The organism is Enterobacter cloacae complex sp. IR5458 (genome assembly GCF_049238025.1).
GTDB classification, from domain to species: Bacteria; Pseudomonadota; Gammaproteobacteria; order Enterobacterales; family Enterobacteriaceae; genus Enterobacter; species Enterobacter kobei.
On record NZ_JBMKIF010000010.1, the window covers coordinates 41,853 to 56,000 of the forward strand.

Annotated in this window: 11 protein-coding genes; 5 read left to right on the forward strand and 6 right to left on the reverse strand. The window is 54.9% G+C overall.

Translation table 11 applies throughout. The features are described 5' to 3' along the window. Positions 1 to 8 precede the first annotated feature (8 nt). On the reverse strand, positions 9 to 1,511 hold the full coding sequence (gene ytfR / locus ACOTYN_RS10605; RefSeq protein ID WP_045134407.1) for a galactofuranose ABC transporter, ATP-binding protein YtfR: 1,503 nt from the start codon (positions 1,509 to 1,511) through the stop codon (positions 9 to 11). A gap of 131 nt (positions 1,512 to 1,642) precedes the next feature. Continuing rightward, the gene (gene ytfQ, locus ACOTYN_RS10610; RefSeq protein ID WP_014882271.1) at positions 1,643 to 2,599 is read right to left on the reverse strand and encodes a galactofuranose ABC transporter substrate-binding protein YtfQ; all 957 of its coding nucleotides are present in this window, start codon (positions 2,597 to 2,599) and stop codon (positions 1,643 to 1,645) included. 309 nt (positions 2,600 to 2,908) lie between these two features. Here ytfQ and ppa point away from each other — a divergent pair, with 309 nt between their 5' ends. From ppa to ACOTYN_RS10625, 3 genes are all read left to right on the forward strand, one after another. Continuing rightward, positions 2,909 to 3,439, forward strand: a complete 531-nt coding sequence (gene ppa, locus ACOTYN_RS10615) for an inorganic diphosphatase (RefSeq protein ID WP_008501423.1) — start codon at positions 2,909 to 2,911, stop codon at positions 3,437 to 3,439. Positions 3,440 to 3,655: 216 nt separating this feature from the next. Beyond that, a complete protein-coding gene (locus ACOTYN_RS10620; protein WP_014882270.1) occupies positions 3,656 to 4,240 on the forward strand; it encodes a hypothetical protein in 585 nt (194 codons plus the stop codon). After that, the gene (locus ACOTYN_RS10625; protein WP_023336692.1) at positions 4,237 to 4,707 is read left to right on the forward strand and encodes a hypothetical protein; all 471 of its coding nucleotides are present in this window, start codon (positions 4,237 to 4,239) and stop codon (positions 4,705 to 4,707) included. Before ACOTYN_RS10620 ends, ACOTYN_RS10625 begins: the two co-directional genes overlap by 4 nt. A 315-nt stretch (positions 4,708 to 5,022) precedes the next feature. Here the strand turns inward: ACOTYN_RS10625 and ACOTYN_RS10630 are convergent, their stop codons facing one another. Genes ACOTYN_RS10630 through tamA form a run of 3 tightly spaced genes read right to left on the reverse strand, consistent with a single transcriptional unit; the run spans position 5,023 to position 10,876 of the window. Then, positions 5,023 to 5,367 (reverse strand): gamma-glutamylcyclotransferase family protein, encoded by a 345-nt coding sequence (locus tag ACOTYN_RS10630; protein WP_014882267.1) that lies wholly within the window; start codon positions 5,365 to 5,367, stop codon positions 5,023 to 5,025. Between the two features lie 2 nt (positions 5,368 to 5,369). Then, positions 5,370 to 9,146: an autotransporter assembly complex protein TamB gene (gene tamB, locus ACOTYN_RS10635; protein ID WP_332957729.1), complete on the reverse strand. Its 3,777-nt coding sequence runs from the start codon at positions 9,144 to 9,146 to the stop codon at positions 5,370 to 5,372. After that, on the reverse strand, positions 9,143 to 10,876 hold the full coding sequence (gene tamA, locus ACOTYN_RS10640; protein WP_047626910.1) for an autotransporter assembly complex protein TamA: 1,734 nt from the start codon (positions 10,874 to 10,876) through the stop codon (positions 9,143 to 9,145). The genes tamB and tamA overlap by 4 nt, the downstream gene beginning before the upstream one ends. 224 nt (positions 10,877 to 11,100) lie before the next feature. Between tamA and msrA the strand changes: the two genes are divergently transcribed. Further along, positions 11,101 to 11,742, forward strand: coding sequence for a peptide-methionine (S)-S-oxide reductase MsrA (msrA, locus tag ACOTYN_RS10645; protein WP_023336688.1), 642 nt, complete (start codon positions 11,101 to 11,103; stop codon positions 11,740 to 11,742). Here the strand turns inward: msrA and ACOTYN_RS10650 are convergent, their stop codons facing one another. Continuing rightward, positions 11,743 to 12,801 (reverse strand): LacI family DNA-binding transcriptional regulator, encoded by a 1,059-nt coding sequence (locus tag ACOTYN_RS10650; protein WP_063667331.1) that lies wholly within the window; start codon positions 12,799 to 12,801, stop codon positions 11,743 to 11,745. It abuts the gene before it with no gap. Positions 12,802 to 12,994: 193 nt separating this feature from the next. On the opposite strand from ACOTYN_RS10650, the gene ACOTYN_RS10655 reads away from it, so the two are divergent. Further along, the gene (locus tag ACOTYN_RS10655; RefSeq protein ID WP_332957731.1) at positions 12,995 to 14,146 is read left to right on the forward strand and encodes a Gfo/Idh/MocA family oxidoreductase; all 1,152 of its coding nucleotides are present in this window, start codon (positions 12,995 to 12,997) and stop codon (positions 14,144 to 14,146) included. Positions 14,147 to 14,148: the final 2 nt, after the last annotated feature.

The window sequence follows — 14,148 nt, forward strand, 5'->3', positions numbered from 1 at the left end:
TTCACTCCTTATGCCGCGATGGCATTCATGATCGCCGGAACGGACAGCTTATCCAGCGGGATCTCAGCCACCTGTTTGCGATCGCGCATGATGATCACGCGATCGGCATACCCCACCAGCTCTTCCAGCTCGGACGAAATGACCAGCAGCGCCAGCCCGTCGGCACACAGCGTTTCGATAAGCCGGATAATTTCGGCGTGCGCGCCAACGTCAATGCCGCGCGTGGGTTCATCCAGGATCAGGAACTGCGGTTTGGTCAGCAGCCAGCGTGACAGCAGCACTTTCTGCTGGTTACCGCCGGAGAGAAATTCGATCGGCTGTTCCGCGCTCGGCGTACGAATACCCAGCTGGCGAATAAAGCGCTCGGCAATGGCGTTTTGCTCTTTACGCGGAATTGGACGCAGCCATCCGCGCTGCGCCTGTAGCGCCAGAATGATATTTTCCCGCACCGAGGCGGCGGCAATAATGCCGTCTGTTTTCCTGTCTTCCGGGCAGAACCCCACTCCCAGACAGGAGGCCTGATGCGGCGATCGCAGGGTTTGCGGTTTACCTTTGATCAACGCGGTACCGCTGTCCGCAGGCTTGATGCCGAAGATCACCTCGGCGGTTTCGGTCCGGCCTGACCCTAGCAGCCCCGCCAGCCCGACAATTTCGCCGGGGCGCACTTCGAGGTTAAACGGTGAGATGATCCCTTTTTTGCCGTAATCGCTGAACGCGGCCACCGGTTTTTCGCTCAGCAGCGTGCGCCCTGCGCGCTGGAGCGCATTGGTCTCCAGCTCACGGCCCAGCATCATTTTGACCAGCTCAATCTGCGGCAGCTCGCGGGTTTCACGGCAGCCGACAAAGCTGCCGTTACGCAGTACGGTAATGCGATCGCTCACTTCATACACCTGATCGAGGAAATGTGTGACGAAGATCAGGCTGACGCCCTGATCGCGCAGCTGGCGCATCAGGGTAAAGAGCATCTCGACTTCCTGGGTATCGAGGCTGGCAGTAGGTTCGTCGAGGATCAGCACCTTCGCGGAGAGATCGATCGCGCGGCAAATGGCGACGATCTGCTGCATCGCGACGGAAAACCGGTTCAGCGGCTCGCGAACGTCGAGGGAGAAGCCGTAGGATTCCATCAGTTTCGTCGCCCGCGCTTCCATCTCTTTGCGCCGTAGCAGGCCAAAACGTCTTGGTTCACGACCAATAAACAGGTTATCCGCCACCGACATATTTGGCAGCAGGTTCACTTCCTGGTAGACCGTCCCAATCCCAAGCTGTTGAGCATGGGCGGTATTTTTTGGCGAAATGGCGTTGCCTTCCAGCCAGATGGTGCCGCGATCGGCGTGATAAACGCCGGTCAGAGATTTAATCAGCGTCGATTTTCCCGCGCCGTTCTCGCCCAGCAGCGCCATAATTTCACCGCGCCGCAGGCTGAAATCAACGTTATCCAGCGCTTTTACACCCGGGAAAAATTTGCTTAAGCCCTCTGTGCGGAGGATTTCCTGGTGCTGTTCAGTGGTCATGGTTCCCCCTCACCCTGACCCTCTCCCCGGAGGGGAGAGGGGATTGATCGTGCCAATTGTTAATATCCAGCTCCGCCCTACCTTTCTCCCTCTCCCCTCAGGGGAGAGGGCTGGGGTGAGGGGCACGGGTCTTAGTAGCCCATATTTTTCTTCTTCTCTAACTCTTCTTTCGCCGTGTCAGGCAGGTAGAGCGTGGACTTGGTGACGGTCACCTTCTCAGGCATCGTGCCGTCTTTCTTGAATTTCTCCAGCGCATCAAATGCCGGACCCGCCATATTTGGCGTCAGTTCTACGCTGGCGTTGGCTTCGCCGTCGATCATCGCTTTGTAGATATCCGGCACACCGTCGATAGAGCCGGTGAGGATATCTTTGCCCGGCTTCAGGCCCGCTTCTTTAATCGCCTGAATCGCACCAATCACCATGTCATCGTTATGGGCGTAAACCATGCAGATGTTCTTGCCGTTGTTTTCCGCTTTAATGAAGCTCTCCATGACCTCTTTACCTTTACTGCGGGTAAAGTCGCCGGACTGAGAGCGGATAATCTTGATGTTTGGCGCTTTCGCGATGGCCTCAGCAAAACCCTTCTTACGGTCGATAGCCACGCTCGCCCCCACGGTGCCCTGCAGTTCAACGACGTTACACGGCTTGCCGTCGACCTGTTTTACCAGCCAGTCGCCAATTAATTGCCCTTCAAGCACGTTGTTGGCCGTCACGGTGGTCATATAGAGAGATTTGTCTTTAACGTCGATGGAACGATCGAGCAGGAAGACCGGAATCTCAGCATCTTTGGCTTCTTTCAGAACCGGTTCCCAACCGGTCGCCACCACTGGCGCGATAAAGATGGCATCCACGCCCTGAGCAATAAATGAGCGCACGGCTTTGATCTGGTTTTCCTGCTTTTGCTGACCATCGGCGATTTTCAGCGTGATGCCGCGTTTCTGAGCCTCGCTTTTCGCAACGTTGGTTTCTGCCGCACGCCAGCCGGATTCAGAGCCAACTTGCGAAAAACCTACGGTTAAAGGGGCGGCCATCGCCATAGACGACATGGCTGCCGAAACTGCTGTGACAAGAAGTAAGCGCTTCCACATATGAGCGTCCTCGTAGGGGTGTTTATTGTTGGTTAAAAGATGTTCTGCGAAATGACTATAGCCAATGAAATATGTAACGAATTGCGTTACATCACACTTCGGAAAAGTGAATAAAACGTTAATCACAAGTTTGTAATCGCTTTCATTTCACCATTAAAAATGCGGCTGAGTTTATGGATTTTTCTGTCATGGAATCGGTCTGAAAAGTGGTGCTGGCGGGGAGAGAATGCGAAAACAGGCGGAGACATTCAGCGTGAGTTGGCTATAATACTTGCCACTTGTTTACCATCCATTTTAAAGGACACCGACATGAGCTTACTCAACGTCCCAGCGGGTAAAGAACTGCCAGAAGACATCTACGTAGTTATCGAAATCCCGGCAAACGCAGATCCGATCAAATACGAAGTGGACAAAGAGAGCGGCGCCCTGTTCGTAGACCGTTTCATGTCTACCGCGATGTTCTATCCATGCAACTACGGTTACATCAACCACACCCTGTCTCTGGACGGTGACCCGGTTGACGTACTGGTCCCAACGCCATACCCGCTGCAGCCAGGCGCAGTCATTCGCTGCCGTCCAGTTGGCGTGCTGAAAATGACCGACGAATCCGGTGAAGATGCGAAGCTGGTTGCAGTACCGCACACCAAGCTGAGCAAAGAGTACGATCACATTAAAGATGTGAACGACCTGCCAGAACTGCTGAAAGCGCAGATCACTCACTTCTTCGAGCACTACAAAGACCTCGAAAAAGGCAAGTGGGTTAAAGTTGACGGCTGGGACAACGCAGAAGCGGCGAAAGCAGAAATCATCGCCTCTTTCGAGCGCGCGGCTAAGAAGTAATTCTTACGCTGATAATGAAGGCCCCGCGAGTCGGGGCTTTTTTATGGATTAGTTAAAAGCACCACATGAGTTTTTAAGATAAATCCCATTTCTTTTATCTTGTATATTCTTAAAAAAAGGACACCCTATCATTTATGGTGGGAGTGGTTGAATAGCATGGAAATTAATAACATACTGTCATGATGATCATTGATCCCCATTCATAACAGGATTCATATGTCATCCATTAACATTGATGTTGCCCGCCCAACTGGAATTTATTTTATCATTGAACGACTGTATTCCCGCGATGGACTTATGCCTTCTATTGGGGAAATAAGCCCCTCTTTGACACAGGTGCATCGTACAGTCATTCAGCTAAAACGTAAGCAAGATATGTTTATGGATGGTATAAAAGTAATCCCAAAAGATATTACCCTTTGGCAACAGATAAAATATCTTACGGGTTCAAAAGTCACGACTAAAGATACCGATGCGTTAGTGTATACGACCGATTTTATCGGCTCCCTTGTTGCCACTACACCTTTAGGCAATATTGAGCATGAAAGCATTCCTCGCTTCCTCACGACAGAGTCTATTCACTCCCTTCCGCAAGCAGTGAGTTATGGGCGTGATCCCATCCCACAGGTACTTCTTTATGGTCGTAAGGATATTGTCTTCTTTATGGACAATGGTGGTAAAGGTACGCCAACCGCTATTGCAAAGTATAACCACAATACTCGTGACCTTGCCATAATCAAAGATCAGCTGGAAGCTGGTAAAACAATGAAGGAACTGCTTTCTAAGGGAGCAAAATTATGAGTAAGAAAAGCCATATCTTGAGTCTATTCATCCTTATTATTGCTGCCTTTATCTTTGGCAGAAGCACGTATGTTGAATACCTGGCATGGTACTATGGAAGCGATAATTTAGTCTTCAATGAAGTTAATATCGCCTTACTATCAAGTTTATTTAACGGACTCTATTTTGCTCTTTCAGCAAGTATTATCTACGCATCACTTATGTTATTAAAAAGAATTCCCAAAAATATCGTCGCTTCTTGTCTACTTCAGTTCTGTATCAACATCGGGCTATATACACTTTTTGTTGCAGTAGAGAGAGGATATAGTAAATTGCATACTTTAGGCTCGGGTGCTACTGATATCACCCACAGCTATTTTTTAGGGGCGTTGCTGACGAGCACACTCCTGACCGTCGCGATCGTGAGCGTTATACATGCTAAGTTTCTTTCTTCAAAGCATAAAGATGGGTTACATAAAGGCGTTTGACTGTTACGGCAAAGACAGCAAATGGCAGTATCTCTGCATCATAACATTCCAGCTTGCCTGGTTTTTGTTTTACTTATGGATCCCTTATCGAAGCGATTATGCGATTCTGCTGTTTTTACTGTTTTTCCTGCCCGTCATTTCAAGCAATACGCGGTGCATAAACTACTATGGCCGTTCACGCGCCTTGTGTTTTTTATGGATTATTGCCCCGTACGTCATGCTGTTCGTTCCTCTGTTCTTAACCAGACGCCGTAATACAGAAGATAATTGAAAGAGTAAAAAAACAACGCCACCTTCCGGTGGCGTTGTCGTTTTTCAGTACTGGTCTCTGTCTAACCAGTTACCGCTTACAATCCGCGTTAACCCATCGACCGGACGCTGGTAGACATACATCCACGCACTTCCGTACGGCGTCTGGATCAACTGGCGAGCGTATTCACCGCCCCTGGTGCGCAAGGCATCAAGTTCGGCAAGTGTAGCATTATCAATACGATAAACTTCACCCTGTACTGTTCCTTCGCCGGGAACCGCGCCTGGATAGTGGCCCAGGCTGTACAACTGGTAATTTTCGATATTGTAATTCCCCAGCAGCAGGGCATTGGTCATCCAGTGACTGTTGCCTTGCTTGGTTCGTAAACTGCCGTAGACAAATATTCGCATTGCTAAAACTCAAACTGATAGAGCAGATCAAGTGCCTGGTCTACGCCGGACACTGCTTCCAGATATAGCTTAGGCATCAGGCGATAGCGTAGCGTGAGTGTTGCCAGTGAGTCAAAGATCCCCACACCGTATTTTACCTGCAGACCCGGCAGTACATAGCCACTGACCACCACCTGCGAGGAGTCACCCACGCCCTGGGTGTCCAGCGCCAGATTGCTTACGCCGAACGTCTCGCCGATTTTACCCACAACCTGCCCACTTTGTGCAACCCCCAGGCCGACTAACATTGAGGTCATCGCCGCACTGTCGCTCTGACCGCTGTCCAGACCCTGTCCACGCAGCAGGTAAGAGAGGGCTTCCTGCTGCGACATCGCCGGGTCAGAGAAGATCTCCGCCTTCGGTTCGTCGGCAGAGCCGGTGACGCGTACGCCTGCAATGACGTCGTTTTCCGTCGCTTCAGGGTTACGAATCGCTTCGATGTTCAACAGAGGCTGATCCGGTGGACCGGAGAACAGCAGCTCGCCCTTACGCACAATCAGATCCTGACCATAGGCATGGAAACGCCCTTCAGGAATATTGATCTGCCCGTTCAGGCCAAGCCCTTGTTTATCCTGGGCCACTTTCAGATCGCCCGTGAGCCTCGCCTTCAGCCCAAACGCATCCAACCGCACGTTATTCCCCACGTGTACGATAAGGTTACTATTAATCGGTATGCCAGCGCTCTTCTGTTCGACAGGTTTCAGATTTTCATTGAGCATAACTTCATCACTTGAGACACCGACGGCGCTTTCCGGAACCTCGTGAACCACAATACGCGCCCACGGCACATCGACGCGCCCGTCCAGGGTGAAGAGGCTTGGCGTCGCCTCAAAGACCACATCCGGCGAGACATCCAGGCGCACCATTGGCGGTACGGTAATGCGCACCTTGCTGCCTTTGGCCGCGATGCGGGCACGCCAGTTATCGAGCTGGCTCCAGTCCGCGTCACCGCTCAGGTTGATTTGCCCCTGCTGCGTTAACACCGAACCGCTCAGGGTCGAGCTCATGCCGTTGAAGTTCATCGCAATCTGGCTGGGCTGCATATCAAACGGCATAAAGTTGCCGTCGATGTCAACGCCGCTGAGGCGCATCTGACCGAATAGCTGCGGGCTTTGCGCGTTGCCGCCCAGACGCAGGTTGGCGTTCAGCATGCCCTCGGCTTTCTCCCCGCGGGCGAATATCGGGTTCACCATCGCTAGGTTGAAGTTACGGATATTGACGTTGCCGCCCAGATTACGCCGTCCTTGCGGATCGGTAATTTGTACCTGTCCGTCAAGCTGACCGTTGTTAGTAAGACGGATCAGCCACCCCAGCTCAGCACGGTTGTTATGCAGGTCTGCGCTCAGGTTGAGGGTATCGAATGCCACCGGGAGCGACGCATCATTCACCTCCTGCGTCACCTTCACGTTACGGCCCGAAAGCGTGACGCTACCCTGCGGCAGCCCCTCTTTGGTCGTATCCCAGGCGACATCGGCTTTCCCGCTGAAGACGCCGCTGGCCTGCGTGGTGTCCGGCATAAACGGTTTCAGCATCGCCAGATCAAAGCGGTTGAGGTTTACCTGCGCGTGCCCTGCCGCGCCCGCATCGATGGTCTGCGGCACGCACAGCTCTGCATTCGGGTTGATCCAGCAGTGCGGCCCAATAGCGATCTTTTGTTCAGCATTACGGTAGTCCAGCGAGAGAGAACGTGACAACGCCAGCGGCCCCACCGGCGTGTTGAAACGGGTATTGTCCAGCGTCCCTTTCCAGCGCTCCGCTTTGCGGTCGAAGCTGCCGGTCAGGTGAAGCTGCCCGGAAACCGGCTCACCCTGCACGCGTAGCTGGAGGTCATGCTGTTTTTCGTTCCCTTTGGCGTCCAGGGTGACCAGGTTAATGTTCACGTCCGGCTGAGAAATGCGCTCCACGCGCAGGTTCAGGTTACCGCCGATCTGATCGGTGGATTTCACATCTCCTTCCACGCGGACGCGAGCAACGCTCAGTTCCTGCCAGCGCAGATTATTGGCGGTGATATCCGCAAGGAGCTGTGGCGCGTCGACCGTACCGCGCACTTTCACTAACCCTTTCGCCGTTCCGCCCAGGCCCGGCAGGGCGTTATCCAGGTTCGGCGCGTCGATGGTGGCATCAAGATTGAGATCTTTTACCCCCAGCTCGCCTTTGATATCCGCCGTGTTGCGCCCCAGCGCGACGTGCAGACCCGGGATCACCCACTGCAGGTAGCTGTTGCCTTTCACCGAGCCTTCAACATTCACCTTGTTCTGCTTCACGTTACCGGTGAGCTTGATCTCCGGCACGTCCATCTGCCACGTACCGCCGTACAGGCTACCGCGCGTTTTGATCAGCCCGTCCAGCTTCGACGGCCAGTCCGGCACCTCTTTGGCGGTGTTGATACCCGTCAGCTTCAGTTCGCCCCGCCAGCTGATCGCCTGCTGCCAGTCGAGCAGCGCGGTCAGCTCCGTTTTCCCTTCCAGCGCCGCGACGGTCAGCTTGTCGAGGTTGACCTGTTGTTCGTTGCCCTTCGCATCCAGCGTGATGTTCGCGGGCGGTACGCCCTGCCCCTTCACCGCCGTGTGGAACGAGAGCGTGTAGTCAGTCATCTTGCCGCTCAGCTTCAGCTTCAGGTCATCGGCCTGGAACTGTTTTTCGCCGGTAAACGGCCAGTAAAGCTGCTTGCTGACGACCTCAAGATTGAGCGGCAGCCCGGCTTCCGCCAGCTGAGTCTGCGCGCGCAGAACCATGTCCACCGGGCCGGAGAGATTGACCCCGACGTCCAGCTTATCGCGCAGCGCCCCACCCACTTTGACCTTCACTTTTTCGCCCTTCAGCGGGTCGATGTTGAGCGCGCTGTTCAGCGTGATATCCACCGGCCAGTTGTCGCGCAGCAGGGCGTTACCAGACGCATTCACCGACCCCTGGTTGGTGTCGATATCCAGCGCGTCGAGCTTCATGTTGCCGTCAATGCTGCTGACTTTCAGCAGCATGTTGTAGACGGTCAGGTCGGTATCGCCGGTCAGGCGTAGCTGCTCACCTTTGAACTCCTCAATATTGAGGTTCAGCGGCAGATGAACGTCAGTCATTTCCGGCAGAACAGGCTTCGAGAAGAGATCCTTCAGCGTTTCACCCAGCGGCTTTTCTTCCGGCTGCGGATTCTGGATCTTCGGCTCGACGATCTCTTCCTGCGCCACCTCGGCCACTTTCGGCAGCGCGATCAGCAAGCCCTGCAGTGAGGTTGGCGTCAGGGTCAGGTTTTTCTCCTGCCAGCGCAGGCCGGAGGTGAAATCCATGACGGAAACGGTGGTGTCGTCGATTTTAATATTGACGTTATCGAGCGCCACCCGATAGAGCGCAATCGGGTACGGCGTGGAGAGATTCAGCGAGCCGCTATCCTCTTCTTCCACCGGCGCAGACGGCGGCATTTTCTTCGAATCTATCGCCACGTTAACGTCTCTTAGCGACAGATCGTTAACGCACAGCTTGCTGTCACGCAGACAGCCCAGCTTCACCGCGAGGTGAAATTCCCCGGCATTTACCGCCACGCCCGGCTGCTCATAGCGGATGTTCTTCAGACGCAGGTCGCGCCAGCCACCGGTCACCTGACCTATCTCCAGCCCCGGCACCCAGCGGTTCGCCGCGTTAAACAGCAGATGCAGCCCGGTCGTCGTCCCCACCAGAAACGCCACCGTACCGAGCAGCAGCACGATAAAAATCAGCACCCCGAGGCTTATTTTCTTCCATAAACTCATAATTCAGGCCCCAGACCGATGTAAAACTGTAATCCATGTTCTTCTTTGTCGCCGACCGGAACGGCGAAATCAAGCTTGATGGGCCCGACCGGTGACTGCCAGCGCACGCCTACACCTGCGCCAGTTTTAAAGTCGCTGCGGCGGATATCGCTCACCGCCTCGCCGCCATCAACGAACATGGCGCCCCACCATTTTCCGCTGACGTTGTACTGGTACTCCAGCGAGCCAGTGGCCAGCTTGGAGGCCCCGATCAGCTTGCCGTCATCGTCTTTAGGCGCGATAGATTTGTATTTGTAGCCGCGGATGCTGCGGTCGCCCCCGGCGAAGAAACGCAGGTCCGGCGGGACTTTGTCGAAATCGCCGGTTTCAATCCAGCCGAGGTTGCCGCGCATGACAAAGCGGTGTTTGTCATACAGCGTGCGGATCCAGACGTTTTGCGCCTGAATCACCGAGAAATCCACGTCAGAACCCCACATCGTGTTGGAGTAATCGATGGAGTAACGCTGGGAATCCCCCCAGGTTGGCATCAGGCCGCCGCGCGAGCGGGTGCGGCTGATCATCACCCCAGGATAGAGCAGCATGGTGGTGTTGGTGACGTTGGCCTGGGTAAAGTGGTCCAGGCTCCAGCGCAGGTTAATGGCGCGCTGCCAGCCGCTGGAGAGATCCCAGTAGCGGGATACCGCAAGCGTGGTGGAATCGGACTCTGTATCGTTCAGGTCGGTGCGCTTAAAGCCCCCCTGGACCAGATAGTACTGCTCAAGCGGATTTTTCAGCAGCGGCATTTTATAGCTGAAATCAAGCTGCTGCTCCGGTGCAGAGATACTGGCGCTGGTCGTCAGGCTGTGGCCGTATGAGTTCATCCACGGCTTTTTCCAGGTGGCCTTCACGCGCGGGCCGACGTCGGTCGAATAGCCAACACCGGTCTCAATGGTGTTCTCGGTGCGCGGCGAGACAACGCCATGCAGCGGCAACACCTTGGTTTTGCGAGACTTATCAAATTCCGGCGCGACAACCACCGAGTTAAACCAGCCGGTGGCGGAGAGACGGCGGTTTAGTTCCGCCAGGTCGCTCGACTGGTAGTAGTCGCCTTTTTTAAACGGCACGAGGTTTTGCAGGTACTCTTCACGAATTTGCGAACCTTCAAACGTCACGTCGCCAAAGCGGTAGCGCTCCCCGCTGTCGTAGTCGATGTCCCAGAAGGCCTGGCGTCGCTCCAGCGCGATGCCCAGCTGGCTTTTGTTGAACTGGCTGTCAAAGTAGCCCTTACGCAGGGAAACGCTCGTCAGCTCTTTTTTGAAATGGTCGTAATCGCCATGGTTAAGCACGGTGCCGATTTTCGGCCGCGTGCTGAGCAGATCCAGGTAATCCCGGTCGGTACGCGCCCCGCCGCGCAGGACGACGTTCGTGCCACCAATCCGTACCGGCTCCCCCGCCGAGACGCGGGCAATAAGCACCTGACGCCCCTTCTTTGGCGGCGGACGGAGATCGAAATCAATGGTGGGTTCGTAATAACCCAGCGCTTTCAGCCCTTCACGGATCGCGTCATCCACGCGCGCGCGAAAACGCCGGTCCGGCGTCACCTCATCACTCTGGATGGTCGACAGCTGCGCACGCACGTTTTTTTCCAGCGCTCCGGAAAGCCCCTCAACCTGCAAACGGACATTCGCCGCGCTGGCAACCCCGCTTGTCAGCAACACACTGACCAAACATAACTGGCGGATTTTTGTCACGTTTTCTCCTGAATATCCCTGTTTCCACCCTGGAAGCAAATGCAGTGCCGCTCCGCGGCAAAATACGGCCTGTTAGCCAAAAACCCACATCACGGGTTGAAAATGGGTGTAACACCCAAATATTTCTTATGATTAAATCTAGACTCATTCAGCGCATTTATTGTGTTCAATTAAACGCGTCGTGACAACCTTAACCGAAACATCGCACCCCGGGAGGCCCCATCGTGAGTTTATTCGACAAAAAGCATCTGGTTTCACAAGCTGATGCATTACCGGGACGCAACACCCCTATGCCAGTGGCGACTTTACACGCCGTGAATGGCCATTCGATGACTAACGTGCCGGATGGAATGGAGATCGCCCTGTTCGCCATGGGCTGTTTCTGGGGCGTTGAGCGCCTCTTCTGGCAGCTGCCCGGCGTATACAGCACCGCTGCTGGCTACACCGGCGGCTACACGCCTAACCCAACCTACCGCGAAGTCTGCTCCGGCGAGACCGGCCATGCGGAAGCGGTTCGCGTGGTGTACGACCCTGCGGTGATTCGCTACGAGCAGCTTCTGCAGGTTTTCTGGGAAAACCACGATCCGGCGCAGGGTATGCGTCAGGGCAACGACCACGGCACACAGTACCGCTCGGCCATTTATCCGCTCACGCCTGAGCAGGATGCTGCCGCCCGCGCCAGCCTTGAGCGTTTCCAGCAGGCCATGCGGGAAGCGGGCGATACGCGTGACGTGACAACCGAAATCACCACCGCGAAACCGTTCTACTATGCCGAGGACGATCATCAGCAGTACCTGCACAAAAACCCATACGGCTACTGCGGTATCGGAGGCATCGGCGTCTGCCTGCCGCCTCAGCTGGCCTGATCACCGTTCCAGCGCCACGCGAGCCGCGTGGCGCGTTGCATTACAGACCGAGCCGTAATCCATCACTTTTCCCTGCAACAGCAGGTTAAAGACCGGCGCCTGCGGTCGGTTAAGCCGCGTTTGCAGCAGGTGAACGGCTTCAATCCCCAGCTCCCGACAGGGCACCGTCACGCCCGTGACCGGTTTTTCCAGACGGTGCGCCAGGTTCCATGCAAAATCGGTCGTTATCAGTGAAATATCTTCCGGAACGCGCAGCCCGTGTCGGGTTAACGCCCTGACTACCCCTTCCACCATGCTGGTGCTGTTCGGGAAAATCACCTCCGGCCACTGCGATCTATCATGGCTCATCAGCCACTCATCCAAAGCCCGCTCAGCCTCTTCAGCGGTAAACCACTCCGTCACGAGCAAATCACGCTGGGGATCGAAGCCCACGTGAAAATGGCGGTATGCCTCTTTAATGCCGTCCAGACGCGCGTAAAGCGTTTCTCGCCGCAGGCAGGTGAGCGTGAGCACACGCCGATGTCCCTGCTCAAAAAGATACTGCATGGCGGTAAACCCAATCGCCCGGTGATCGGGTGACACGGCATCCAGCTCCCGATCCCGATCAACGGAATTAATTAACACGCAGGGCTTATTTAACGTGCTCGCCAGTTTAAATATGGTGGAATCATCAGTCCCAATAATAATTATCGCGTTAATATTCTTCTGGCTGGCCTTTTCCATAAATAATTTCACGTCGGCGTGCTGTTCTTCTAATCCACAGCAGCTCACCCACACATTGTGTCGCGCGCAGGCTTCAGTAATCCCTTTTGTGACTTCCAGATAAAAAATATCGCCGCGTCCCTGAAAGGTTCTTTCTGGCGCAAAAACAGCGATACCGTTAATTAACAGTCTGCCGCTCGCCATGGACTCCAGTACGCCTAATTCTCTGGCAGTACGAACGATCGCCTCCCGGGCTTTATCGCTGGTATACGATTTGCCGCTTAATACCCGAGATACCGTACTGACGGAATAGCCCGTCAGGGCCGCAATCTCCTCCATTTTTAACCTGCCCGGCATAGTGTGACCTCGCTCTCATTCAGTTTTTGCAAATATTTGCAGAAACAGCCTTTTGATTTTAAAACCAAATTTCAGAAAGCTTGGAGATTACTTAATCACCTTGCGAGTATTCTCACAAAAACACATTGTCGCTGCGGCTCGCCTTTCCTATTTTCCGGTCATCACTTCTTTTCAACAGAAATTAAGGTGTGACATGGATAAGGTACGTTTTGGCATTATTGGAATAGGTAATATCGGCACGGTCCACGCGCGCTATTTACTGGCGGGTACGGTCAGCGACGCGTGCCTGACGGCGGTTTGCGATAATGCACCGGAAAAGCATCCGGCCATTCGCCAGCTGGTCGGCAATCTCCCCGTGTGCAATGACGCCCAGGAGATGATCCAGAGCGGGCTTATCGACGCGGTGATTGTCGCGACGCCGCACTACGAGCATCCGCGCCTGTCGATGCTGGCGATGCGCAACGGCATTCACACCCTGTGTGAAAAACCGGCGGGGGTATACACGGCTCAGGTGCAGGAGATGAACGCCTGCGCCCGGGAGTGCGACGTGGTGTTTGGCATCATGTACAACCAGCGCCCGAACCCGCTTTATCAGAAGGTAAAAGACCTTATCGACAGCGGCGAGCTGGGCGAGATCCGCCGCTCCAACTGGATCATCACCAACTGGTATCGTTCGCAGAGCTACTACAACTCCGGCGGCTGGCGCGCCACCTGGAAAGGGGAAGGTGGCGGCGTCTTGCTCAACCAGGATCCGCATCAGCTCGATCTCTGGCAGTGGCTGGTCGGCATGCCGGTCCGTCTGCGCGCGTTTTGCCAGTTCGGCAAACATCGCGATATCGAAGTGGAAGACGAGGTCACCGCCTATGCGGAGTACGCCAATGGCGCGACGGGCGTGTTTATCACTACCGTCGCGGAAACACCGGGGACCAACCGCCTGGAAATCGTTGGCGACCGCGGCAAGGTGGTCGTCGAAGAGGGGAAACTGCGCTACTGGCGGTTACGTGAATCCGAAACCGCCTTCAATGCCCGCTGGCAAAACGGTTTTGGTGAACCCGAATGCTGGGAGGTCTCCATCCCCGTCGCCCCGGAATGCAGCGAACATCACGTTATTACCGCCAATTTCTCTGCCGCCATTTTGCGCGGCGAGCCGCTGATTGCGCCGGGTCTGGAAGGGATCCGCGGGCTTACGCTTTCCAACGCCATGCACCTCTCCACCTGGACAGACGACTGGGTCGACCTGCCGCTCAACGAGAAACAGTATCTGCGCCTGCTTCAGCAGCGTATTAGCACCTCAGTGGCTAAAGAGACCGCCAGCATCACGCTGGACGCCTCTGGCACCTGGTAACA

Bases quoted from the DNA above. Each gene is read 5' to 3' on its own strand.
- ytfR (WP_045134407.1), bottom strand. From the start codon at position 1,511: ATGACCACTGAACAGCACCAGGAAATCCTCCGCACAGAGGGCTTAAGC.
- ytfQ (WP_014882271.1), bottom strand. From the start codon at position 2,599: ATGTGGAAGCGCTTACTTCTTGTCACAGCAGTTTCGGCAGCCATGTCG.
- ppa (WP_008501423.1), top strand. From the start codon at position 2,909: ATGAGCTTACTCAACGTCCCAGCGGGTAAAGAACTGCCAGAAGACATC.
- ACOTYN_RS10620 (WP_014882270.1), top strand. From the start codon at position 3,656: ATGTCATCCATTAACATTGATGTTGCCCGCCCAACTGGAATTTATTTT.
- ACOTYN_RS10625 (WP_023336692.1), top strand. From the start codon at position 4,237: ATGAGTAAGAAAAGCCATATCTTGAGTCTATTCATCCTTATTATTGCT.
- ACOTYN_RS10630 (WP_014882267.1), bottom strand. From the start codon at position 5,367: ATGCGAATATTTGTCTACGGCAGTTTACGAACCAAGCAAGGCAACAGT.
- tamB (WP_332957729.1), bottom strand. From the start codon at position 9,146: ATGAGTTTATGGAAGAAAATAAGCCTCGGGGTGCTGATTTTTATCGTG.
- ACOTYN_RS10650 (WP_063667331.1), bottom strand. From the start codon at position 12,801: ATGCCGGGCAGGTTAAAAATGGAGGAGATTGCGGCCCTGACGGGCTAT.
- ACOTYN_RS10655 (WP_332957731.1), top strand. From the start codon at position 12,995: ATGGATAAGGTACGTTTTGGCATTATTGGAATAGGTAATATCGGCACG.